17 protein-coding genes, 8 tRNA genes and 2 pseudogenes are annotated in these 24,882 nt (G+C 47.3%); 5 read left to right on the top strand and 22 right to left on the bottom strand.

Annotated elements, in window-relative coordinates:
- The 5 genes and pseudogenes from Q4Q52_RS15410 to bioB all read right to left on the bottom strand — a co-directional run.
- A pseudogene (locus tag Q4Q52_RS15410) lies at positions 1 to 391 on the bottom strand (IS3 family transposase); the annotation flags it as partial.
- Positions 392 to 536: 145 nt separating this feature from the next.
- On the bottom strand, positions 537 to 1,277 hold the full coding sequence (gene bioD / locus Q4Q52_RS15415; RefSeq protein WP_311991018.1) for a dethiobiotin synthase: 741 nt from the start codon (positions 1,275 to 1,277) through the stop codon (positions 537 to 539).
- A gap of 178 nt (positions 1,278 to 1,455) precedes the next feature.
- Complete coding sequence (locus Q4Q52_RS15420) at positions 1,456 to 2,607, bottom strand: methyltransferase domain-containing protein (RefSeq protein WP_311991019.1); 1,152 nt, start codon at positions 2,605 to 2,607, stop codon at positions 1,456 to 1,458.
- A gap of 64 nt (positions 2,608 to 2,671) precedes the next feature.
- Positions 2,672 to 3,892, bottom strand: coding sequence for an 8-amino-7-oxononanoate synthase (locus Q4Q52_RS15425; RefSeq protein ID WP_311991020.1), 1,221 nt, complete (start codon positions 3,890 to 3,892; stop codon positions 2,672 to 2,674).
- Positions 3,893 to 4,043: 151 nt separating this feature from the next.
- Positions 4,044 to 5,096: a biotin synthase BioB gene (gene bioB, locus Q4Q52_RS15430; RefSeq protein WP_220592702.1), complete on the bottom strand. Its 1,053-nt coding sequence runs from the start codon at positions 5,094 to 5,096 to the stop codon at positions 4,044 to 4,046.
- Between the two features lie 122 nt (positions 5,097 to 5,218).
- Here bioB and bioA point away from each other — a divergent pair, with 122 nt between their 5' ends.
- Positions 5,219 to 6,601: an adenosylmethionine--8-amino-7-oxononanoate transaminase gene (gene bioA / locus Q4Q52_RS15435; RefSeq protein ID WP_311991021.1), complete on the top strand. Its 1,383-nt coding sequence runs from the start codon at positions 5,219 to 5,221 to the stop codon at positions 6,599 to 6,601.
- Between the two features lie 361 nt (positions 6,602 to 6,962).
- A pseudogene (locus Q4Q52_RS15440) lies at positions 6,963 to 8,564 on the top strand (methyl-accepting chemotaxis protein).
- A 236-nt stretch (positions 8,565 to 8,800) separates the two neighbouring features.
- Here Q4Q52_RS15440 and Q4Q52_RS15445 read toward each other — a convergent pair.
- A complete protein-coding gene (locus Q4Q52_RS15445; RefSeq protein ID WP_311891160.1) occupies positions 8,801 to 12,241 on the bottom strand; it encodes a PAS domain-containing hybrid sensor histidine kinase/response regulator in 3,441 nt (1,146 codons plus the stop codon).
- A 174-nt stretch (positions 12,242 to 12,415) separates the two neighbouring features.
- Here Q4Q52_RS15445 and acs point away from each other — a divergent pair, with 174 nt between their 5' ends.
- The 3 genes from acs (at position 12,416) to Q4Q52_RS15460 (ending at position 16,664) form a co-directional block, all read left to right on the top strand.
- A complete protein-coding gene (gene acs / locus Q4Q52_RS15450; protein ID WP_311991022.1) occupies positions 12,416 to 14,368 on the top strand; it encodes an acetate--CoA ligase in 1,953 nt (650 codons plus the stop codon).
- 220 nt (positions 14,369 to 14,588) lie between these two features.
- The gene (locus tag Q4Q52_RS15455; protein WP_311991023.1) at positions 14,589 to 16,343 is read left to right on the top strand and encodes a DEAD/DEAH box helicase; all 1,755 of its coding nucleotides are present in this window, start codon (positions 14,589 to 14,591) and stop codon (positions 16,341 to 16,343) included.
- A gap of 60 nt (positions 16,344 to 16,403) precedes the next feature.
- Entirely contained in the window at positions 16,404 to 16,664 is a 261-nt protein-coding gene (locus tag Q4Q52_RS15460; RefSeq protein ID WP_006081259.1) for a GrxA family glutaredoxin, read from the top strand.
- Between the two features lie 79 nt (positions 16,665 to 16,743).
- Here the strand turns inward: Q4Q52_RS15460 and Q4Q52_RS15465 are convergent, their stop codons facing one another.
- From Q4Q52_RS15465 to ybgC, 16 genes are all read right to left on the bottom strand, one after another.
- Positions 16,744 to 17,907: a DcaP family trimeric outer membrane transporter gene (locus Q4Q52_RS15465; protein ID WP_311991024.1), complete on the bottom strand. Its 1,164-nt coding sequence runs from the start codon at positions 17,905 to 17,907 to the stop codon at positions 16,744 to 16,746.
- Positions 17,908 to 18,146: 239 nt separating this feature from the next.
- A tRNA-Lys gene (locus Q4Q52_RS15470) sits at positions 18,147 to 18,222 on the bottom strand.
- 60 nt (positions 18,223 to 18,282) lie between these two features.
- A tRNA-Lys gene (locus Q4Q52_RS15475) sits at positions 18,283 to 18,358 on the bottom strand.
- Positions 18,359 to 18,525: 167 nt separating this feature from the next.
- Positions 18,526 to 18,601, bottom strand: a tRNA-Lys gene (locus tag Q4Q52_RS15480).
- A gap of 187 nt (positions 18,602 to 18,788) precedes the next feature.
- Positions 18,789 to 18,864: transfer RNA gene (locus tag Q4Q52_RS15485), tRNA-Lys, on the bottom strand.
- Between the two features lie 60 nt (positions 18,865 to 18,924).
- A tRNA-Lys gene (locus Q4Q52_RS15490) sits at positions 18,925 to 19,000 on the bottom strand.
- Positions 19,001 to 19,038: 38 nt separating this feature from the next.
- Positions 19,039 to 19,128, bottom strand: a tRNA-Lys gene (locus Q4Q52_RS15495).
- 38 nt (positions 19,129 to 19,166) lie between these two features.
- Positions 19,167 to 19,242, bottom strand: a tRNA-Lys gene (locus Q4Q52_RS15500).
- Positions 19,243 to 19,427: 185 nt separating this feature from the next.
- A tRNA-Lys gene (locus Q4Q52_RS15505) sits at positions 19,428 to 19,503 on the bottom strand.
- A 142-nt stretch (positions 19,504 to 19,645) separates the two neighbouring features.
- The gene (ybgF, locus tag Q4Q52_RS15510; RefSeq protein WP_011846551.1) at positions 19,646 to 20,395 is read right to left on the bottom strand and encodes a tol-pal system protein YbgF; all 750 of its coding nucleotides are present in this window, start codon (positions 20,393 to 20,395) and stop codon (positions 19,646 to 19,648) included.
- Positions 20,396 to 20,419: 24 nt separating this feature from the next.
- On the bottom strand, positions 20,420 to 20,956 hold the full coding sequence (pal, locus tag Q4Q52_RS15515) for a peptidoglycan-associated lipoprotein Pal (RefSeq protein WP_220592695.1): 537 nt from the start codon (positions 20,954 to 20,956) through the stop codon (positions 20,420 to 20,422).
- 46 nt (positions 20,957 to 21,002) lie between these two features.
- Positions 21,003 to 22,331, bottom strand: a complete 1,329-nt coding sequence (gene tolB, locus Q4Q52_RS15520) for a Tol-Pal system beta propeller repeat protein TolB (protein WP_006081255.1) — start codon at positions 22,329 to 22,331, stop codon at positions 21,003 to 21,005.
- Positions 22,332 to 22,344: 13 nt separating this feature from the next.
- On the bottom strand, positions 22,345 to 23,355 hold the full coding sequence (gene tolA / locus Q4Q52_RS15525) for a cell envelope integrity protein TolA (RefSeq protein WP_106650234.1): 1,011 nt from the start codon (positions 23,353 to 23,355) through the stop codon (positions 22,345 to 22,347).
- Positions 23,356 to 23,790, bottom strand: coding sequence for a protein TolR (gene tolR / locus Q4Q52_RS15530; RefSeq protein ID WP_106650233.1), 435 nt, complete (start codon positions 23,788 to 23,790; stop codon positions 23,356 to 23,358).
- Positions 23,790 to 24,476: a protein TolQ gene (gene tolQ, locus Q4Q52_RS15535; RefSeq protein WP_006081252.1), complete on the bottom strand. Its 687-nt coding sequence runs from the start codon at positions 24,474 to 24,476 to the stop codon at positions 23,790 to 23,792. Before tolQ ends, tolR begins: the two co-directional genes overlap by 1 nt.
- Complete coding sequence (gene ybgC, locus Q4Q52_RS15540; protein ID WP_006081251.1) at positions 24,466 to 24,867, bottom strand: tol-pal system-associated acyl-CoA thioesterase; 402 nt, start codon at positions 24,865 to 24,867, stop codon at positions 24,466 to 24,468. Before ybgC ends, tolQ begins: the two co-directional genes overlap by 11 nt.
- Positions 24,868 to 24,882 lie beyond the last annotated feature (15 nt).

The raw sequence follows: 24,882 nt of genomic DNA on the forward strand, positions 1-24,882 counted from the left end.
TCGCTTTTAGCTTTTGCTTGCCAGACGTACCGGATAAGTACTTTTTTCTGAGGCCTGCTCCATATTCATTGTCCATGATATCAACCATGCCATTGAGGATTTTGTTACGTAGTTTCTCTTCTGCTAACTCACGTTCAAGGCGCTTGATCGTTTCGGCAGGGGTTTCTTTTGACTTAGGCATAAGGGGATGCTGAAAAGGTTTCGACCAATCGAGTCTACCATGTTTTCTAAGCCAAACGAGTACAGTTGAACGGCCTTGAATACCAAAACGGGCTTGGGCTTGTTTGTACGTCATTTCGCCTTTTTCAACACGCTCTACAACGCCTAATTTAAAGGCTAAGGTGTAATCTCGTTGTGTGCGCTTACGGCTTGAGTTAATTGATGTTGTCATAAAGAAGTCCTCTTTATGTCAACATATTTCAGGACGGGACACTTGATATAAATAAGCCTCACCTAATGTGAGGCTTTTGGTCTGAAAACATTACGATAGCACCTAGCTGAAAGTATTAAGCGGCTAAGCATTAGTTAGGCACTGGCTATGTATTGGCCTCTGCTCTTTGAAAAAGCGGCGAAGTATCAAGGTAATCGGCGGCATTTTCAGCACTGGGATCATCAAGAAAAGGCACACAGCCAAGAAAAGACGCTGTCATCATCTCTTTAATACTCGCCAAGTTTTCCGCAAACATACTCATATTAGGGTCGACACAGTTAGCGACCCAACCTGCAATCTTAAGCCCATCGGCCAGTATTGCCTCTTGAGTGAGCAGTGCGTGATTTAAGCAGCCGAGCTTCATGCCCACCACCAGTATCACTGGCAGTTCTAATCTCTGTACCACTTCCGATAAATATCGGCCCTCGCCTAAGGGCAAACGCCAGCCACCCGCACCCTCAATTAGACAAAAATCCGCTTGAGCAAATGCCGCTAAATCCAAACTTTCGATAATGGCTTCAGGTGCTAAACTCACGCCCACTTGGGCGGCAGCAATATGCGGCGCAATCGCAGGTTCAAAGGTAAAAGGATTAATGACAGGATAAGTAAGTTTCAGCGACGATGAAGTCATCAACTGCAGTGCATCGGCATTACGCAAGCCTTCGGAGGTTTGTGCGCAGCCCGAGGCGATAGGCTTAACGCCTAAGGTCGACAGCGTGTTAGAAGCCAAAATACTCACAGCCGAGTCAGCACTGGCTATCGCGCCCAAACGGTTCACCGCGGTTAACAGCGCCGATGAGACTAAGGTTTTACCACTATCGGTATCTGTACCTGTTACAAAAAACATATTAGATCCTTATCTGTCGCTATTGAGTCCACTTTTGTGAAGTGCACTCTCCATAAAGCTAAAACGCAAACCTGTAGACCTTTAAATCCACAAGTCCACAAATCAAAGTCCCTATCGCTAATCAATGCTAAGTATGTGTGCATGAATATTGTTGTAGCTAAAACATAGTGTGAAACTGTTACATCCTGCGCCGAGCACGTATCTGCACTATATAGTAGGTTAATGGCAAACCTTGGGGTACACGTAAGGATTCGGCTTTGGCCTGCAATGCCTGCCAATCTTGGCGACCACGCAGCCGCGGGGCTAATTCTGAAGCGGCTATTGCGCCAGCAACCTCTCCTACTGACTGAATCGTTGAACTATCTAAACTGATTGAATTGGCTAAACTGATTGAATTGGCTGAATGGGTTGCACTGGCCGATTGCACCGAGGCGCCCACCCCTTTGATGGAATAGAGTAATGCTTTGAGAGTATCAAAATGCACTGTCATAGGAATGAGCTGCACCTCTAAGAACTGCCATGTATCGAGTTTAAATGCGGTTTTCAGCGCCTCCAGCGTCGAAAAGTCATTCACTCTTAAGCCTAATTCGGCCAATTGATTCAAACTCCCCTGCGCCACTAAGCTCAAATGACACTCGCCATCCGGCTTCAATACGCGCGCCATTTCAGCTACCGCGGCGGGAAAATTCGCACACCACTGCAAAGCCAGATTCGAATAAATCACATCGATGCAGCCATCGACAAAGGGTAAACACTCGGCATCGGCACAAACGCCGTGATAATCTGGATAAGATTGTTTTAGCTTGTGTAACATGCCAAGGGCGATATCCACGGCAAACACAGCTGTCGGTGGATTTTGTATCGAACCATGCGCAGAGTGACGCTCTGATTGATACCCTGATTGATGTGCCGATTCATGATCAGAATGATGTTCAGATTGATGCGCACAGTGATACGCCGCAAAATCGGTCCCAGGGCCTGCGCCAATATCCAGCAGATGACCTTGGGCGGTAAACTCACTGAGTAAACTGGCGGCGCTCAGACGCTGTAACTGATTATGATCTTGATAACTATGGGCCGCCGCTGAGAATCGTTCAGCAATCTGAGCACCGTGAACATTGGATTCTTTGTCAATTGCTCTTTTTCCAACAGCTAGTTTTTCAATCGCTTGTTTTTCAAAAGCTTGTATTACAGCAGATTGGCTCACATTCAACTCGCACGATGTTGACTCGCAAGATTTGGACTCACTCGACTTGGGCTCACTAGACTGGAGCGCGTTAGAGCTTGGTTCACTCGCGTTGGGCTTGCTGGATTTAATCGGGCTTGGCATTGCAGTTAACACTCAACCATAAAAACTTAAATTTCAATAGAATAACGCGTTCTATAGCGTACATTTATCTGTGATCATCCGCAGCTTGTCGTTCAGTCACAAGCGGCACACCGACGCGACTGAGCACTTGAGCTAATTGCGCAACACACGCCGCAATATCTTCGGCGGCGTGAGCGGCCGTTAAGGTGATGCGTAAACGTGCTGAGCCCACAGGCACGGTAGGCGGGCGAATCGCGCCAACCCAAATCCCTGCAGCCCTTAACTCCTCGGCCACTTGCAATGTTTGCCGTGCATCACCAATGATCAGCGGCTGAATCGCGGTATCTGAACCTAAAAGAGGCACATTAGCCTCACGGCATAACTGTTTGAATAGCGCAATAATCTCAAGCAGTTTTTGCTGTAACTCGGGATGTGCTGTGCTGTACTGAGTCGCGGCTAAGGCTAGCGCAGCATTGGCGGGCGATAAAGCGGTCGAGTAAATATATTCGCGGGCGTTACTGACCAAAAAATCGATCAGCGCCTGACTCCCCAACACGGCCGCGCCTTGGCAACCTAAGGCTTTACCAAAGGTCACTACTTGCACATCGATAAGCTTGGCGGCATCTGCATTGTTATAGCCATCGAGCACCGCAAAACCATGGGCATCATCGACAATCAACCAAGTATGATGTTGGCGACAAAGCGCCGATAACTCAAAAATCGGCGCACAATCTCCGTCCATGCTAAACACGCTTTCAGTGATTAACGCCGATGTCTGATTTCGAGCGAGTAACCGCTCAGCGCTTTCTAAGGAATTGTGTAAAAAACGTTTCAGCTGCGCGCCGCTATCTTGCAAACCATCGATAATGGAGGCGTGCACTAGCTTATCGGCAACCACAATATCGTGCTGATCAAACAAGGTTTTCATCAACGCCGTATTGGCACTAAAGCCCGAGCAAAATAACAATGCAGCTTCATGCCCCGTTAAGGCGCAAAGTTCACGCTCCAGCGCCAAATGTGCGTCACAGTAACCTGTCACTAAGGGCGATGCGCCGCTGCCCACACCGTAGATTTGTGCGCCAAGGTGCAAGGCCTCAGCGAGCTCAGGTACGCGGGATAAACCTAAATAATCATTACTACTAAAATTGACATAAGTGCGACCTTCGAACACAAAACGTGGGCTCGAAGTGGATGCGTTGGTGTTAATGGCATGATCGACACTCAGCACTTTACGTTGGCGCAGTAATCCTTGCTCACGCAAAGCATGCTGACGGGCGGCAATTTTAGTCTCAAGCAGAGAACTCATCAATTTAGCCTCAAGAGTGTGCGATTTAAGCAGATTTATCTTAGGAATAGAACACATTGAATAAACCTGTTGGCCGCAGTCAATACAGACTGCGCCGACAGGATTGATATGTTATTCAAGATATACGTCAAACAACATGAAGTCAGTGTGCTTACAAAGCCGCCGCGTCATAGAATTGTGCCGATGACTTATCTTGATAGGCCGCCGCTTTGGCTAGAACAGCACTTTCTTCTTCCAATTTTGCCGCAGCGCCCTGTTCTGGGCGTAAGCCTAAACGTCGGAATAGCCCCATATCATCGCTTTCTTCTGGGTTTGGCGTGGTCAGCAATTTACAACCGTAGAAAATCGAGTTGGCGCCAGCAAAGAAACACATAGCCTGCAGTTCATCACTCATATTTTCGCGCCCCGCCGATAACCGCACGCGCGAAAGTGGCATTAAAATACGTGCCACGGCAATGGTACGCACGAACTCGAGTGGATCGAGATCGTCAAGCTTCTCAAAAGGTGTGCCCGCCACTTTGACTAACATATTGATCGGTACTGAATCAGGATGCTGGGGTAAATTGGCCAGCTGTTGCAGTAAGCCTGCACGATCCGTCGCCTTTTCACCCATGCCGACAATCCCGCCAGAACACACTTTCATGCCAGAGGCACGCACATGTGTCAGGGTATCTAAACGATTTTGATAGGTACGAGTGGTGATCACATCGCCGTAGTATTCAGGCGAAGTATCTAAATTGTGGTTGTAATAATCTAAGCCTGCGCCAGCTAAATCGTTCGCCTGCTCTTCAGAAAGCATGCCAAGCGTCATGCAGGTTTCCATGCCTAAGGCTTTGACTTCTTGTACCATTTGCTTAAGGTACGGCATGTCTTTTTCTTTCGGGTTACGCCAAGCGGCGCCCATACAGAAACGAGATGCCCCCGCGGCTTTAGCACTGCGCGCTTCGGTCAGCACAGTTTCCATTGCCAGCAAACGCTCTTTCTCTAGACCTGTGTCATAACGGGCGCTCTGTGGGCAGTATTTACAATCCTCAGGGCAAGCACCGGTTTTAATCGATAACAAGCGGCTAATTTGCACTTCATTGGGATCGTACACTTCACGGTGAATGCTGTGGGCTTTAAATAACAAATCATTCATCGGCAGCGCAAATAAGGCTTCGATTTCTTCCCGCTTCCAATCATGACGAACTTGCAACTGCGACATTGAACACCCTTTTTATTCTGTCTTTTATCTTGGCTAGGATAACCTCAGCCCTTAAACTGTCAACGCCAACCAGTGAACCCAGTTTACTACTGGCTACTTTACCACCAACCTAGTGAGCATTTATGCGCAATTTACTCGATTTTGATTTTGATAGCGCCCATATTTGGCATCCTTACACCTCAATGACCCGTTCTCTTCCTGTTTTTGGTGTACATAGCGCAAAGGGCTGCGAGCTCGAACTCGTCGATGGCCGCAAGCTAGTCGATGGCACTAGCTCATGGTGGGCCTGCGTGCACGGTTATGCGCATCCCGAGATATTAACCGCGATGGAAAAACAACTGCATCAGCTGAGCCATGTAATGTTTGGCGGCATCACCCATGAGCCCGCCATTGAACTGTGTAAAAAACTTATCGCTATGACCTGCGAGCCGCTGACGAAAGTCTTTTTATGCGACTCTGGCTCTATCTCAGTGGAAGTGGCGATCAAAATGGCGCTGCAATATTGGCAAGGTCAAAGCTTACAAGGAAAGAGTTGGCAAGATCAAAGCTCGCAGGAACAAATCGCACATCAAGATCTACCGCTAAAACAACGTATTCTTACCGTTAAGAAGGGATATCACGGCGATACCTTTGCCGCCATGAGCGTGTGCGATCCCGAAGGTGGCATGCACACTATGTTCGGCGATGCGGTCACTAAGCAATCCTTTGTGCCTGCACCACAAACCGCCTTTGGCGAAGCCTTACAAGCCGATGATTTAACCGCAATGCGCGACATATTAAGCATTAATCACCATGAGATTGCCGCTGTGATCATAGAGCCGATCATGCAAGGCGCTGGCGGGATGCGTTTTTACAGCGCAGATTATTTAGTGGGTCTTCGTGCCCTGTGTGATGAATATAATGTGCTGCTTATCCTCGATGAAATCGCCACGGGTTTTGGCCGAACCGGTAAGCTGTTTGCCTATGAACATGCCAATATTACCCCAGATATCTTATGTTTAGGTAAAGCGCTAACGGGCGGTTACATCAGCCTAGCAGCAACGCTATGTACCGATAACGTCGCCCAAGGAATCAGCCAATCTCCCGCCGGCGTGTTTATGCATGGGCCGACGTTTATGGGTAACCCGCTGGCCTGCGCGGCCGCGTGTGCAAGCGTAGACTTAATCAATCGCAATGAATGGCAAGCGCAAGTAGCCGCTATCGAGCAGCAAATGCACTTAGAACTTAAAGATGCGATTAACTTACCCAGCGTAAAAGATGTGCGAGTGCTCGGCGCAGTGGGCGTGTTAGAGATGCACGAACCCGTCAACACGGCAGAGTTGCAGCAACAATTTGTTGATTTAGGCGTGTGGGTTCGCCCCTTCGCTAACCTTATCTATATCATGCCGCCCTATGTAATTAGCCCGGCGCAATTAAGCCAACTCACCCGTGCGATGAAGCTAGTTGCAACAAGCATTAGGGCATCATCCGCCTGTGCCGAGCCACAGCTTATCAGCCACGGTTAATACCAACAGCATAAGTCTTCAACGTAATCATCCTTCAAATAGATAACCCTCTGCGCATCGTTAAAAGTGCGCAGGGGTTTAAACTATGCAGCGATGTTAAGTCACTCGGCAGTCTTACCCAGAATACAAACCTCGCATCCTCTCGATAGCTAAAAGCGCTAAGATTGCAATTGCAACATTGCTCACAATTTCCATTAAAACTCCGCAATTTAGCCGATTAATTTAATCCATCAACTGGAAATTTTACCAAAGCCAGCAATGCTTATATCGCTAACTTTACCCCACACATCTTTCGCCAATATCCGCCAACAAATTGAGCTGAGGAATGGCTTAAATAGCTACACCAAGACATGGAGATCATATGTTCAAACTCGCTGACATAGCCGTCAATCGCAAACTCGCATTACAGCTCATCATCGCCCTCGCAGGAGCCTTAATTTTACTCGTTATTTCTGTTACCGCTTTAAAGCATAATCTGATGGCGGAGCGTGAGGCACGGCTTAATGCCGTATTGTCCCTCGCCAGCAGCCGCATTCAGGCGTTATCCCAATCACTGCCCTTAGAGCAAGCACAGCAGGCCGCTAAGGACATGTTGAACGACATGCGCTTTGATGGTGATAACTACTTATTTGTAATTGATGAATCGAGGCGCGTCATCGTCCATCCCATCAAAAGAGAATTAGTTGGCCAACAAATGGGCAATCAAGGCGAAGAAAACTACTGGTACAAAATGGTCGAACTCGGCCGTGATGGCAAACAAGGCCTAGTCGAATACCGCTGGATGACAGCTAATAGAAAATCGGCGCAAAAAATCTCACTCGTCATGGGATTTAAACCTTGGGGCTGGATCTTAGGCTAAGGTATGTTACTCCAAGATATTGAAGCCACCATTTGGCATGAATACCTCACCATGGGTGGTATTACATTTGTCATTATTGTGCTTATGGCTTGGCTAGGTTATGCCATTAGCCGCTCTATTACTCGGCCATTGGATGATGTGAATCAGGCGATGCTCGCTATCACTAAGGGGGATTTAACTACGCAATTAAAGGTCTATGGTAAAGACGAGCTTGGCTCTTTAGCCCGCAACATCAACCAAAGCATTGGCTCGATTCGTAGCACCTTACAGGAAGCGAGTCATAGCGCTGATAATGTTGCCCAGGCCTCGGCTCGCATCGCCTCAACCGCAGAGGAAACTAATCAAGCAGTAAATAATCAGCGGGATCAACTTGCCCAGCTTGCCACCGCCATGAATGAAATGAGTGCCACTATCGCTGATGTGGCAAACAATGCGGAGAACACAGCCAAAGATACCAAAGAAGCCACCTGGGAAGCTGGCCTTGGCGACCAAGATGTTCACGCCAGCGTAGATGGTATTCATGCTCTTGCCAAAGAAGTGGAGCAAGCGACAGACCAAGTGAACATGCTCAAAGAGGAAGTCATGCAGATCAGCGAGGTCACCTCTGTTATCAGCGCGATTTCAGATCAAACTAACTTACTCGCATTGAATGCCGCCATTGAAGCCGCCCGCGCTGGCGAGCAAGGACGAGGGTTTGCAGTGGTCGCCGATGAAGTGAGGCAACTTGCCAGTCGCACTAGGCAATCGACCGAAGAAATTCAGAACACGATTTCATTATTGCAACAACGGGCCGTAAGCGCCGCTAAAGCAATGGATGCAAGCCGAGCTTTAGCAGAAAACAGTGTGAGTCAATCGGCAAAAGCGGGAGGTGATTTATCGCTTATCGTTACCCATATCAAACATGTGAGTGACATGGCAACCCATATCGCTACCGCCGCAGAAGAGCAAAGTGTGGTCGCTGAAGACATGAACAGAAACGTGTGCGGGATTAATAATTCAGCGCTCGAAGTCTCCGAATCGGCAACCTATCTCGCCCAAGAAAGTGAAAGTTTGGCGGAGTTATCTCTGAATTTAAACAGCAAACTCGCTGTTTTCAAACTCTGATCATTCATTTGGTTGGGGATGAACGAAGCAACGATAACTAACCTCTAGCCTATTTTCTCTTGCAAAGTGCTAAACCAGTATCTAGCGAAGTGTTTAATCCAGATAATCCGCATCGCAACTACGCGGATTATCTGGGTTTCAGGCTAATGTACCGATGCCACTCAACTTATGTTTCTAATCTGATTTAACTAAGCTGGTTTAACTAAGCTGATTAGACTTAGTTGCTTAGACTCAGCTCATTTCACTAAGCTCGAAATCAAGGCGCGCAGCGCCGCAGGTTTTATCATTTTCGCCATATAGTGATAGCCGCGGCGCTGCACATCTTCCACCAGCTCTTTACGGGTATTGGCGGTGATCAAAATGCCGGGCAAGTCTTTGCCATACAGGGCACGAATACCGTCCATCGCATCGACGCCATTTTGGCCATCATCTAAGTGGTAATCGGCGAGGACAATATCGGGCGCGACGCCTTTCAGTCCCAGCTTAATGCGTGCATCGGATAAATCTTTGGCGCAAATAACCTCACATTGCCAACGACTCAATAGACTTTCTAAACCCGCCAGAATCGCCTCTTCGTTGTCGATACACAACACTTTGATACCCGATAACGGCTGCAGCAGCGACGGCAACGCCTTCACTTGCGGCTGACGCACTGTCTCCCCAAGCGGCACACAAATGGAGAATACCGAGCCGCGCCCTAAATGGGACGACACTTGAATACCGTGTTCCAGCACTTTACTGATGCGATCAGCAATTGCTAAACCTAAGCCTAATCCGCTGACATTGTTGCTCTTAGGATTATTCAGCCGTTTGAATTCTTTGAAAATCTCTTGGGTTTCTTTTTCATCGATACCACAGCCCGTGTCTAATACTTGGATCTCAAGGTAATGACCCCGATGGCGACAACCAAACAAGACTCTGCCACCACGGGCGTAGCGGTAGGCATTGGTTAAAAAGTTTTGTAGGACTCGGCGTAACAGTGAAGGATCGGAATTAACGGTCGCACTGCATGGGATCATCTTAAAACGAATTTGGTTGTCCGCTGCCATCGCCTCAAACTCTACGGATAAGCCGTTGATCAGTTCTGAAATCGCAAAATCACGCCGATTAACATCTACCATGCCAGAATCGAGTTTAGAAATATCCAGCAGATCGGTGAGCAACTCGCCGGCGATCTTAAGCGAGCTGTTCACATGGGATAAGGTGGTTCTGGCCTCGCGATCTAAATTGGGATACTGAGATAAAGATGCGGTAAACAACCTTGCAGCATTCAGCGGTTGCATTAAATCATGACCAACGGCAGCTAAGAAGCGACTCTTAGAGGCGTTGGCTATTTCCTCCTGCGCTTTAGCTTCCAGTAACTCGCTGTTCAACATGGCTAATTCATAGGTACGTTCGTTAACGCGGCTTTCTAAGGTTTCATTGGCCTCGAGCAGCGCGCGCTCCTGCTCGCGATACTGAGTAATATCGGTAAAGGTCATCACAAAGCCACCGTCTGGCATGGGATTACCTTGAATTTTAATCACTTTACCGTCCCTGCGATGACGCTCAGAAGTATGCGGCGTGCCATTACGCATGTGCTGCACCCGCTGTTCAACCTGCTGTTCGATTTCCCCTTCACCGCAATAACCCCGCACCGCATTAAAACGGATCACTTCGCTGATGGGCATACCCTGCTGCAAGAATCCATCGGGATATTGATACAGCTCCACATATTTATAATTCCAAGCTACTAGGTTGAGATCGTTATCTATCACGCTCATGCCTTCATAGGCGTGCTCAATCGCACCGCGCAGCATGTCTTGGCTGAGCATAATTTTGGATGATGCTTCATCCACTAGACTGAACACTTCATCCAGCGCCAAATCACGCCCTTGCAGCACAGAATCCATCACCAGCGCTGCGCTTGAGGCGCCGAGTACGCCCGCTAATAAACGTTCCGTGTGGAAAATCAGCTCTGGCGGCGCCGCTTTATGCCAACTATCACTTTTTACCGCATCAATAGAGAAACGGCTAAAACTCTCGTAGGCGCGTGTTGGGCTGACGAATCGACTGGCAAGAATAAGCAAATCCTGCTGTGAAATCGGGCCATTTTTCTTATTGGCGCTGTTTTTCAACTTGCCAGGGCTCACAAAAGCACTGGCCTGAATACGCTCGGCCACCCCCGCCCTAAACCAAATCGACCCCAAAATATAACAGGCGATATTAGCAAAAAGTGCAGTCAGCGCATCACGCACATTGGGCGTTATCGCATCTAGCAGGCCTTTCTCGCTCGCGACGCCAGACAAGAACACCGATGAACTTTGCACATCTGTCATGCCCTGCAACATGATGTAGAACCACAGCGTAAAGCCCACGCCGAGCCCTAAAAATACCCCAGCACGATTGCCGTGTTTCCAATAGAGTCCGCCCACTAAGGCGGGCGCTAACTGAGCAAAAGCCCCGAAGGACAACATGCCGAGATGGGATAAGGAATCACTGTCCGCTAAGGCCAGATAACTGCCATAACCTAAGCCAAGAATGATCACGATCGCCAAACGGCGGGCATTGAGTAGTAGCTGCGAGAACTGACTGAAGTTTTTCTCACGGATATGGCCCGTGCGCAGCATCACAGGCACCAGCCATTCGTTACTCACCATCACACTAATGGTCACCACCGCCACTATCACCATGCCGGTTGCCGCCGAAAGTGTGCCCAGCAGCGCAATAACCGCCAGCAAAGGTTGGTCTAAAGCGAGTGGCAAATTAATGACATAGGTATCGGCCGACACAGAATCGCCGAGGATGATCTTCCCCGCCAAGGCGAGCGGCCCAACGAATAAACCAAAAAGCGCTAAATAGATAGGAAACAGCCAACGTCCTTTCGACAGCACAGACTCATCGGCGCATTCCACCACCATCACATGGAACTGCCTTGGCATACACAAAAACGCCGCCATTCCGACAAGTAACTCAGGCATTAAAGCTTCGATACGGGGATTGGGATAATTGATCAGCGACTGCGCATTCGCCTGCTGCCAAATATCCCCAAAACCATCGAACACCCCAAAACTAATGACGACGCCGACCAATAAAAATGCGGCGAGCTTCACCAGAGACTCAAAGGCAATCGCAAGCATCATGCCGGGATTGTGCTCGGTGGCATCGAGTTTGCGGGTACCAAATAAAATGGCAAATATGGCTAATAAAGACGTGATCAGTAACGGAATTGTCACGCCATCGAGGGGATCGTCTGCGGGTTGAAACAGGTTAAGGCTGAACACCATCGCCTTAAGCTGCAGGGCGATATAGGGCATGATGCCAAACAAGGCGATTAAGGTGACTAAGGCGGCTAAGGTTTGAGATTTGCCGTATCGTGCGGCAATAAAGTCGGCCACTGAGGTGATATTCTGTGCCTTAGACACTAATACCATCTTGCGTAACATGCCAAAACCTAAGGTGAAAATCAGAATGGGGCCGATAAAAATCGGTAAAAAAGACCAGAGATCCTTAGCCGATTGGCCGACTGTGCCTAAAAAACTCCACGAAGAGCAGTAGACCGCTAAGCTCAGGCCATAAATACCGACCTGTAGCTTTTTGGTGATCCGGCTAAACCAACGCTCCGCCCCCCACGCTAATAGGAATAAAAGCGAGACATAACAGACGGCAATAACGGCGACGACTAAGGTTAAATTCATACTTTGCTCTTTTTTCTGATTATTGTGCGATAAAACCTGTCTAAAATCTAGCCGGATTTTTAATGCAACAGACTAAATATAAAGGAAAATTTAAAACTAGACCAAGGTCTAATGGAGTTGCCGCCCCCTTGCATACCATACTCAGTCCACGCAATTTTTCAAAAGGGAAGCCCTATGAGCTCGCAGTCTCTCTACAAAGTCTCCGGCAATATCGCTGCCAATGCACTTGTAAACAACGATAAATATAAAACAATGTACCAAGAGTCGATTGTCAATCCCGAAGGTTTCTGGAGAGAACACGGCAAGCGTATTGATTGGATAAAACCCTATACCAAAATTAAAAAAACCTCTTTTGATGATCATAACTTATCGATCAACTGGTTTTACGACGGCACCCTGAATGCTTCTGCCAACTGTTTAGATCGTCACTTAGCCGAGCACAGTGATCGCGTGGCGATTATTTGGGAAGGCGACAACGCCAGCGAACAACGCAAAATCACCTACGGTGAATTACATGCAGATGTGTGTAAATTCGCCAACGCATTACGCAGCCAAGGCGTGCGCCGCGGTGACATAGTCACGATTTACATGCCTATGGTGCCAGAAGCCGCAGTGGCTATGCTCGCCTGTGCCCGTATCGGCGCTGTGCACTCTGTGGTCTTCGGTGGTTTCTCACCGGATTCTATCGCCTCTCGCGTGATTGATGGCAAATCAAAAGTCATTATTACCTCAGATGAAGGTATGCGCGGTGGCCGTGCTATCCCATTGAAACGCAACATCGATGATGCCTTAAAAAATCCTGATGTTACTACGGTTGAGAAAGTCATAGTGCTGAAGCGCACGGGCGGCATAGTGGATTGGGTAGAAGGCCGAGATGTGTGGTGGCACTCACTGATGGAAACCGCATCTGAGTACTGCCAACCAGAGGAAATGGACGCCGAAGCGCCGTTATTCCTGCTGTATACCTCAGGTTCAACCGGTAACCCCAAGGGCGTATTGCACACCACTGGTGGCTACATGGTTTATGCGTCTATGACCCATGAGTATGTGTTCGACTACAAAGCGGGAGAAGTGTACTGGTGTACCGCCGATGTGGGTTGGATCACTGGCCACTCTTACATGGTTTACGGCCCACTTGCCAATGGTGCGACTGTGCTTATCCATGAAGGCGTTCCGAATCATCCAAGCCCTGCCCGTTTAGGCGAAATGATAGACCGCCATAAAGTGAGCATTCTTTACACAGCGCCAACCTTAATTCGCGCGCTGATGGCCGAAGGTAAACAACACTTCGATAAGTTCGATGGCAGCAGCTTGAGGATCATGGGCTCAGTAGGCGAACCCATCAACCCAGAAGCATGGCGTTGGTACCATGAGGTCATAGGTCATGAACATTGCCCTATCGTCGATACTTGGTGGCAAACTGAAACTGGCGGTATTTTGATCACGCCACTGCCAGGGGCGACCGACACTAAACCTGGTTCAGCAACCCGTCCATTCTTTGGTGTTCAACCTGCCTTAGTCGATAACATGGGTAACATTTTAGAGGGTGAGAACGAAGGTAACTTAGTGTTACTCGACTCTTGGCCGGGCCAAATGCGGACTGTGTATGGCGACCACGAACGATTCGTACTGACCTATTTTAAAACTTTCCGCGGCATGTATTTTACCGGTGACGGTGCCCGCCGCGATGAAGATGGTTACTACTGGATCACAGGCCGCGTCGATGACGTAATCAACGTATCCGGCCACAGATTAGGTACGGCAGAAGTCGAAAGTGCGCTGGTATCACACGAACTGGTCGCAGAAGCGGCAGTAGTTGGCTACCCACACGATATTAAAGGCCAAGGTATTTATGCGTATGTCACGCTAACCCGCGGTACTGAAGAAACCGAAGAGCTACGTCAAGAGCTGCGTCAATGGGTCCGTAAAGAAATTGGTGCGCTGGCAACCCCAGATCTCATCCAATGGGCGACAGGCTTACCTAAGACTCGTTCGGGCAAGATCATGCGCCGCTTCCTGCGTAAGATTGCCGCTAACGAAGTGACCAATTTAGGGGATGCATCAACCTTGGCCGATCCAGCTGTGATCGAAACCTTGATTGAATCACGCTTGAATCGTACAGAGTAATATCCGAGTTACGAACAACGTCCACAACGCTTAGTCTATGCCCAATAGGCTAAGCGTAACCTGAACCTCCCTTTTTAAACCTCAGGTTAATAGTGAACCCTGTTGAGAGAGTGTGTGATTGCTCCTTTCTCTAGCTTGCCCCTCCAACCAGGGGCATTTTTTTTGCCTGTTATGTTAAGCTTGCGACCTCACTTTTATTCAGCATAGATTTTTTATCAGCGTGTCAGTCAAACTCAGAGACTATCAACAGCAAGCGGTTAATGCCGCCATCGCCCATTTTAGGCAAAGCCAAGCTTCCGCCGTACTCGTATTGCCCACAGGCGCCGGCAAAAGCATAGTGATCGCCGAACTGGCGCGCATCGCCAAAGGCAGAGTCTTAGTACTCACCCACGTGAAAGAATTAGTCGCGCAAAATGCTGAGAAAGTCGGCCTACTCACGGCACAAGCCAGTATCTATGCGGCGGGGTTGAATCAAAAAGCCACTGAGGGGAAAACCGTCGTCGCCAGCATTCAATCGGCGGCGCGGGGGTTAACCCAGTTCGATCAGCCGTTCTCGTTAGTAATTATTGATGAATGCCACAGAGTCAGCCTTGAGAAAACCAGCCAGTATCAACAAGTGCTCAATCATTTACGCACGAAAAATCCCCAATTAAGATTGCTCGGTCTCACCGCCACGCCCTATCGCCTTGGCACGGGCTGGATTTACCAGCAGCACTATCACGGCAAAGTGGGTTCGCCCGAACATGCCATGTTTGAACATTGTGTGTTCGAGCTGCCCATCAGGCCACTCATTAAACAAGGTTACCTCACAGCACCAACGCTGTTTGATGGCCTCAGTGCCCAGTACGATTTCAGCCAACTGAAAGCCAACGACAATGGCGAGTATGCTGAAGCCGAGGTTAACGATTTACTGGGGCATTACGGCCGCGCGACCACCGCGATTGTGAAACAGCTCATTGAACTGAGCCAACATAGAAAAGGCATTATCATCTTTGCGGCAACGGTGCGCCACGCCAATGAGATTTTTGGCCTACTCAACCAAGCTCACGCTGCACAGAGCGCCATAATCACGGCACAAACGCACGACAATGAACGTGATGCGACGATTGAACGCTTTAAAGCCCAAGAGCTCAAGTTTTTGGTCAACGTGGCTGTGTTGACGACAGGCTTCGACGCGCCTCATGTGGATTTGATTGCGATTTTGCGCCCAACCGCCTCAGTCAGTCTGTTTCAACAAATGATCGGCCGTGGTTTACGAATCGCTGAAGGTAAAAAAGATTGTCTTATCATCGACTATGCTGCCAATGGTTATGACTTGTATTTCCCCGAGGTCGGCCAAGCGAAACCCAACAGTAAATCGGTACCCGTGCAAGTGCATTGCCCTGTGTGCGATTTTGCCAATATTTTCTGGGGACTCACGGACGACGGTGGCGACATCATTGAACACTTTGGTCGCCGTTGTCAGGGCATAGTCGAACAGCAAGGTAAAAAGCAGCAGTGCGACTTTCGATTTAGATCTAAATCTTGCCCTGATTGCGGTGAAGAGAATGATATTGCCGCGCGCATTTGCCAGCACTGCCAATCGACTCTCATCGATCCCGATAAACGCCTTCGCCAAGTGCTCAGCCAGCAGCACCATCATTTGTTCCGCTGCCAACATATGACGCTAATCGACGATGACGGCAATCTGAAAGTGCAATACCTCGATATCGACGGCAATGAATTCAATCGCCGCTTTAAATTGCAAACTCCGGCCCAGTGGCGAGCCCTATATGCCTTATTCATCTTTCCCCATAGCCGTACACCGGGATTAAAACCGAAAAAGTACACTAAGGTGACAGAGTTAATCAGCGACGCGGATAAATTCCGCATGCCCAATCTCTTGCTACTGAAGAAACATAAAAAAGGCTGGGATCTGCTCGAAAGCTATTTTGATTATCAAGGCCGCTATCAAACTGAAAATAAACTCGGCTGACATTATCAATTCACTTAGGCCTATGGTATAAAACGACTAAAGTAATCCTAAGGAGCTATTATGTTCGTTGTTATTTTTGGCCGTCCAGGCTGTCCTTATTGCGTTCGTGCTGTGCAATTATCTGAGCAACTCGTTGAAAAACGTGATGACTTTAAGTTCAGATATGTCGATATCCACGCAGAAGGCATCTCTAAAGCAGATTTAGAGAAAACTGTTGGTAAGCCAGTTGAAACAGTACCGCAGATTTTTGTCGATGAGAAACACGTCGGTGGCTGCACGGATTTCGAACAATATGTTCGCGAAAACAATCTGTTAGATTAAGCACCGCTGATATGTGACCCGCTTAATGCAAAAGGAGACCTAAGGTCTCCTTTTTAGTTTTTATCGCAAGCAAGTAAGATTAGAGCACATACTTAGCCGAGAACATGATGTGGCTCAAATCACCATCATCGCCATTTTCTTTACTGTTCTTGGCGTACATATACTCGACCCCAAAAGTCAGCGGTTTGCTTGGCGAGTAAAGTAAGTTGATATAGCCAGAATAAGCATCCTTATTCACGCCTGAACCGGTTAAAGCCACATCGTTATCCGCTTGCATGCCTGACAAGGTTATACTGCTGCGCCACTGCTCATTCCACCAATGACGGTAAGACACAAATCCACCTAAAGTACGAATCGACTCGATATCACCGTTAGCATCCAGCACACCCGCATTAATGTAATTGAGTGCCATATAACGACCTAAGCCTTCACCATAGGTGGCCGTGAAGCGAAGATCATCTTTGCCGACCGGAATAATGCCCGCCACACTTGCGCCATATCCTAGGGCTGAGCTATCAATCTGCGTCGCACCTATCTTAGTTTCTAAATTCAACTGACGGGCAATACCCGCAAAAGAGAACGCCGCGCCGCCATCCGTTTTGAGGTTATACCGCGCGATAACATCTGGGATTACCCCGCTACCACTGGTAATGCGGGCACCGCCCTGATTTGGCGTGACTGTGGTTTCAGGATTTTCGATCGCGAATTGGAAATTACCTTGGGTATAGCGCAATAGCGTTTGGCGGGCGAACGGGGTTCCGTCGGCAGCACCAACAAAATCGAGATTCTCAGGCAATGCCGCAGCATTTTGGAAGGTGGTCCACGTTTGACCTACGGTCCAATTGTCATAGGAGACAAATGCATGGCGAATACGAGGCGAATAGCTGTTGGAAGTGCGTTCATTGCCATCGGTGTGGGTCATAAAATCGAGTTCAATAAAGCCAGAAAGTTTATGACCATCAACATCGGTCGTCGCTTTGAAATTAAAACGTGTTTCGCGAGCTTGAAAATCCACGACTTGATTTCCATTACCCTCTTTTCCATAAATAGTGCCAGGAACATAAAACTGCCTAGAGATATCCCCCGAATCCGGTGCGCCATTGCCATAATCACTGAACATAATGTCAGCTTTGATATAACCGCCAAACTCAACATCCGTATCTTTTAGTGATGCCGCATTGGCCGAACTTGCTAATGCCAATAATATTGCACTACCCATCAAGCTTAGTTTTGCTTGTTTCATTTTTTGTCTTTCCCCAATTGTTATTATTTATCCGCAACCAATATGGACAAATTAACAAGTGAGAAACATTGGCAATAGGTCTATGAGACAAAAGTAGAAAATGTCAGGATAAATAATATGTTAGGAAAATATTTGAAACGAAATAAGTAAAACGAAGGTATTAAATCTAGTACTGAGAATTGGAATTTAACTTGGGAAATTCATGGAGGAACTTGAGAGAGATAAAGCGGGGTAATAAGTGGTGGGTCGTGAAGGATTCGAACCTTCGACCAATTGGTTAAAAGCCAACTGCTCTACCGACTGAGCTAACGACCCATCTAGGTATTGCGATATAACTGTTCACTTATTTGTTGCATTTATCATGCTGATAATAAGTGGTGGGTCGTGAAGGATTCGAACCTTCGACCAATTGGTTAAAAGCCAACTGCTCTACCGACTGAGCTAACGACCCATCTAGGTATTGCGCTGATTTATGCACTTTCAGTAAAGTGGTGTCTCGTAAAGGATTAGAACCATTCGACTGATTGGTTAAAAGCCAACTGCCCTAGCTTTATTAAAAAAAGCGACTGAGCTAACGACCCATCTGGTGTTGCGCTGATTTATGCACTTTCAGTAAAGTGGTGGGTCGTGAAGGATTCGAACCTTCGACCAATTGGTTAAAAGCCAACTGCTCTACCGACTGAGCTAACGACCCATCTGGTGTTGCGCTGATTTATGCACTTTCAGTAAAGTGGAGTGCCGTGCAGGATTAAAACCATTCGACTGATTGGTTAAAAGCCAACTGCCCTAGCTTTATAAAAAAGCGACTGAGCTAACGATCCATCTAGATATTGCGATAATACGGTTCACTTATTTTTGGCATTTATCATGCTGATAATAAGTGGTGGGTCGTGAAGGATTCGAACCTTCGACCAATTGGTTAAAAGCCAACTGCTCTACCGACTGAGCTAACGACCCATCTAGGTATTGCGATAAAACTATTCACTTATTTTTGGCATTTATAATGCGAATAATAAGTGGTGGGTCGTGAAGGATTCGAACCTTCGACCAATTGGTTAAAAGCCAACTGCTCTACCGACTGAGCTAACGACCCATCTAGGTATTACGCTGATTTATGCACTTTCAGTAAAGTGGAGTGTCGTGGAGGATTAGAACCATTCGACTGATTGGTTAAAAGCCAACTGCCCTAGCTTTATAAAAAAGCGACTGAGCTAACGACCCATCTAGGTTTTGCGCTGATTTATGCACTTTCAGTAAAGTGGTGGGTCGTGAAGGATTCGAACCTTCGACCAATTGGTTAAAAGCCAACTGCTCTACCGACTGAGCTAACGACCCATCTGGTGTTGCGCTGATTTATTCACTTTCAGTAAAGTGGTGTGTCATCAAGGATTAGAACCATTCAACTGATTGGTTAAAAGCCAACTGCCCTAGCTTTATAAAAAAGCGACTGAGCTAACGACCAATTTTACTACTTACTATCTCGTTAAATACCACTAACTTATTCTATTTGTTAGAGTAAGTGGTGGGTCGTGAAGGATTCGAACCTTCGACCAATTGGTTAAAAGCCAACTGCTCTACCGACTGAGCTAACGACCCATTTACTGGTATTTTACGCCCCGAACGACCTCGCCGCTCTGAGGGCGCCTATAATACCTTTTTCATCTTCTCATGCAAGCGCAAATTCCCAATTTTTTGTCGTTTGCATGAAAAACAGACTAAGAGTATGTTTTTTAGTTAATTACGCTTTAATTGCAGCCAGTTGCTGCTGTGCAATGCGCGCTGCTGCGCTGTTTGCGTAATCTTTGACGACTTGTTGGTAGTATTGCGTCGCCCCAGCCTTGTCACCGGTTTTCTCGGCGATCATGCCAAGCTTCACTAAACTGTCACCGCGTTTATTAGAATCACTAAAACGGTCAACCACAGTTTTGAAGGCTTGTTTGGCTTCTGCAAACTCGCTCTTATTAAATAACAGCTGTCCTAACCAATAGTTAGCATTCGCAGCATACACAGAATCTGGGTATTGTTTGATAAAAGCACGGAAGGCAGGAATCGCATCATCATACTTACGCTCTTTCAAGACTAAGTTAACTGCACTCTCATAGCTTGCAGTTTCACTTAAACTACTTGAAGCCGCATTCGTCGAGGCTACAGAAGGTGTGGATGTCGCAGCTGCGGCTGCAGGAGCGGCAGATGCCTTTGAGGATAAATTAGCAAGTTCATCATATAACTGACGCTGACGCTGTTGCATCTGCTCAATCTGATAATTCTGTTGTTCGGTTAAACCACGTAAATCGAGCACTTCCTGCTGCAGTGTATCAAGACGGCGCTGCATATCGAGCTCGCTTTGTTGTCTTGATTTTACAATACGTTCTATGCGAGCAAGTCTGTCATCACCCGAACCACCAGCAATATCTTCCACAGGAGCAGGTGCTGCAACAGCAGCACCTGCACCAAGGAACATTGCCGTAATTAAGACGGCACGTTTCATTGTGTTACTCTCCGAGATTCAATCTTAGTAAACTAAAACTGCACGACGGTTTTTGCCAAAACCTTCATCAGTGCGAGAAAAATCAAGTGGTTTTTCTTCGCCATAGCTGACTATGCTCATTTGGCTTGGCTGTACGCCCATACCTTGTAGGTATTTAGCAACGGCTTTAGCACGACGCTCGCCCAGAGCAATGTTGTACTCAGGCGTGCCACGCTCATCCGCATGACCTTCAATCAGTACGCGCACACTTGGGTGCTCAACTAAGTAAGTGCCATGGGCTTCTAATATTGCGGCGAAATCAGTTTGAACTTCACTGCGGTCAAAGTCGAAGTAAATGATGTGTTGCTTTCTTAAGTCTTCTAACTGCTGGCGTTGTTGCTCTTCAGCAGACAACATTGCGCCTACACCACCAGTTTGAATGCCACCACCATTCAGCTCACTACCTGAACCGTTTGTTGAGCCCATTGCATCAGTTTCTGATTCTGAAGTTGAGCTACATGCACTAAGAGCCATAATTGGAAGTGCTACCAACATAGCTTTTAACAACTTATTCAGATCCATTACGTGTTCCTTATAAAATTAAATGTGATTAAATCAAGGTATAACATTAGAGAAACGGTGACCAAGAAGGTGATTTCACCTCACCTTGACCTGCCGGTAATCTTGCTTTAAAACGTCCATCCGTAGAAACAGCTGCTAATACTTGCTTGCCTTGGTATGTAGTGCCATAGATCACCATAGTACCATTAGGGGCCACACTTGGAGATTCATCCAAACGTGTCGATGTCAGCACCTGCATAAAACGCGTACTTAAATCCATACGCGCAATATTAAATTTACCGTTCGTGCGATTAACAAAAATCATACTGCGACCATCAGGGGTAATTGAACCACCGAGGTTCCATTCACCTTCAAAGGTCTCGCGACTGACTTTACCTGAGCTCAACTCTACGCGATAAATCTGTGGTCTACCACCGCGCTCTGATGTAAAAATCAGCGACTTTCCATCAGGATACCATGATGGCTCAGTATCGATAGCATAGTGATTGGTAATACGCTTAATCGCTTTAGTTGCAATATCTATGATGTAAATTTCAGGCTGACCGTCTTTAGATAAAGTCACAGCCAAAGATTTACCATCGGGTGAGAACGCCGGCGCACCGTTAATACCAGGGAAAGAGCTCACTTTAGTGCGCACTTGGGTATAAAGGTCTTGCACGAAGATCTCAGCTTTTTTGTTTTCAAAGCTAACATACGCTAAACGACGACCATCGGGTGACCAAGTCGGTGACATCAACGGCTCTGGCGAGCGCAGTAACATTTGTTCATTAACGCCATCATAATCAGCAACCATCAATTGATATGGGGCTTTTTGAGTATGATTGACCACAACATAGGAGATCCGCGTTAAGAATGCGCCGCGAATACCAGTTAACTTTTCATAGACGATATCGCTGATCCTGTGTCCATATTGGCGAAATTGCGCCGCTGAAATCACAGTTTGACGGCTGTCCATCAAAAATTCTGTTGCACTAACTGGGCCTTTCAACGCTTGGTTTTGAGCTTTGACTAAATCAATTAAATCAAAGCTCACCAAATATTGATCGGTACCATAAGGTTTAACGGTGCCTAGCACTAACGCTTCGGCGCCAACACTTGACCAAGAATTAGCTTGAAACTGTGCCACAGTGCCAATATTACGCTGAGGCAGTCCAAGTTCGTCTAAAGGTTTAAACGTACCGCTACGTACTAAGTCTGACATCACTACATCCGCAATCGCTTGCGGCGCGGCGCCAGGACCTTGCCAAACAAAAGGCATCACAGCGATAGGACGCGCAGCATCAACACCTTCTGTGATCACAATATCCAATGCCGCTTTTGCGGGGGTGGTGCAAAGCAGAACCGCCAATGCTAACCATTTTGCCAATATTTTCATGGGACTCCTTTAATTAAAACGTTGGTTCAACGATTAAGTTAATTTCTTTCATCAAGTTATAAACCGCAGGGTCCGGAGACACTGGCAATTTACCCGCCTTCAAAATCGCTGCTTTTGCTGCACGACAAACATTTGGATCACCGCCTTTAGTTTGACTGCTGATCACAAAACCATCATTTGCTAATCGTACAGAGACAGTACAAGTCTTGCCACGCATAGATTCATCCACCACCAAATTTCGTTGGATAGTCGATTTAATCATTGCCTGATACTTACCCACTTCACTCTGCATCTGCTTATTCATGGTTTGCGACAATGCCGCCTGCTCCGCCGCTAATGCATCGGCCATTTCCTGCTCCTGCTGGGCGCGGGCTTTGGCTTCAGCATCCGCTTTGGCCTTAGCATCTGCTTTAGCTTTAGCTTCGGCCTTGGCTTTCGCTTCTGCATCAGCCTTGGCTTTATCAGCTTTGGCCTTAGCTTCCGCCTCCTTCTGCTTACGATCGGTCTCGGCTTTTGCTGCTGCAGCTTCTTCCACTTTGCGTTTTTCCGCAGCTTTCTGCGCGGCATCTTCAGCGACTTTACGCTCCTGCTCTTTCAGCTTACGGTCGGCTTCGGCTTTAACTGCTTTTTCCTTTTCCTGCTGCTGTTTTACTTGAGCGAGCTTGGCCGCTTCGTTGGCCTTTTGGGTTTCAATTTCCTGCTGCTTACGTTCTTGCTCTAGCTTTTTAATTTGAGCCTGTTCACGTTCGCGCGCTTGCTTCGCTTCTTGCGCTTTGCGCTCAAGCTCGGCTTGGCGTTCTTGCTCACGGCGTTCAGCATCACGCTTTTCTTGCTTAAGTTTCTCAACTTGATTAGCGACTTTTTGCTGATCAACCATCACAGCTTTAACCGCTGGCGCACTAACTTGTTGCATAGGCTCAGGTTTATGAGAAAAATCTATCCCCAACGCCAGAATAATTATCACGCCAATATGAATACCCGCTGAAATTGACAGAGGTAATGTTACATCTGACTTATCTGCCACCTATTTCTCCTTGGGTGAATCCGTCATCAAACCGACTGATGGCACGCCAGCTTGCTGCAGTGTCACCATCAACTGAATCACTTTATCGTAAGGAATATTTCTATCGGCCTTAACCACCACGGGACGCTCAGGCTCTGTCACCATAAGCGCAGCAACTTCCGTCGCGAGCTCTTCCAAGTCCATAGGAACGTTGGTTGAACCACCTTTATTCAAATAATAATCACCGTCACCGTCAATCGAAGCCACCACTGGCGGTTTACTATCAGCGGGTAAAACTTCCGCAGCCCCTTGAGGCAGCTCCACTTTTACCCCTTGAGTGACTATGGGCGCTGTTACCATAAAAATAATTAACAGCACGAGCATCACGTCGATATAGGGCACCACGTTGATTTCGGCAACGGGGCGACGACGTTTGCGCTGATAAGCTGGTTGCATTATGCCCCTTCCTTCTCACTGTATGCTTGGCGATGCAAAATGCTGGAGAACTCTTCCATAAAGTTTGCGTAGGCCATTTCTAATTTATCGACTTGAGTCGAAAAACGGTTGTACGCAATAACCGCTGGGATCGCAGCAAATAGACCCATAGCCGTTGCAATCAAGGCTTCAGCAATACCTGGGGCCACCATAGCTAAGGTCGCGTTTTCCATCGAACCAATGGCGATAAATGAATTCATAATCCCCCATACCGTACCAAATAAACCGATATAAGGGCTAGTCGAACCTATGGTCGCTAATAAGGGTAAGTTTGCTTCTAACTTTTCCATTTCGCGAGAAAGTGTCACACGCATCGCACGTGATGTACCGTCCATCACAGCATCAGGCACTTTGCTATTTAATTTATTCAGGCGTGAATATTCCTTAAAGCCAGTGACAAATAATGACTCTAAACCGCTATTATCTGGACGAGTTGATAATTCTTTATATAAACGGTTTAAATCAACGCCAGACCAAAATTTATCTTCAAACTTCGCCGATTTACTTTTTGCGGATGTCAGTAAGCTACGGCGTTGTAAAATCACCGTCCAAGACATCACTGACAAGCAAAGTAAGGTGAACATAACAAATTTCACTAATAAACTGGCTTGTAAAAATAACCCAACAATCGACATATCAGCTTGCACTGTCAAACTCCTGCACAATATTTAAGGGAATAGCTCGGGGACGCATTCGTGACAGCGCAACACAAACAACCAGCACTGTGCCTTCACAATAACAGTCTCCCTGTTTATCGACCAAGCGTTGATGAAAGATCAACGAGGCCTTTTTCAACTCTATGACCTTAGTTTCAACAATAAGGTTCTGTTCAAAACGTGCCGCTTTGCGAAAATCTAATTCCGCACGCTTTACCACAAAGGCGGTATCGTCGGCTAAAAGCGCAGTCTGACTCACGCCAAGGGCTTTTAGCCACTCGGTTCTCGCCCGCTCAAAAAAGTTGAGATAGTTCGAATGATAGACAACGCCGCCAGCATCGGTGTCTTCGTAATAGACTGAAATAGGCCAATGAAACATCATTTGAAAATAAGCAAA

Source organism: Shewanella sp. SP1S2-4 (assembly GCF_031932075.1).
Classification (GTDB): domain Bacteria; phylum Pseudomonadota; class Gammaproteobacteria; order Enterobacterales; family Shewanellaceae; genus Shewanella; species Shewanella baltica.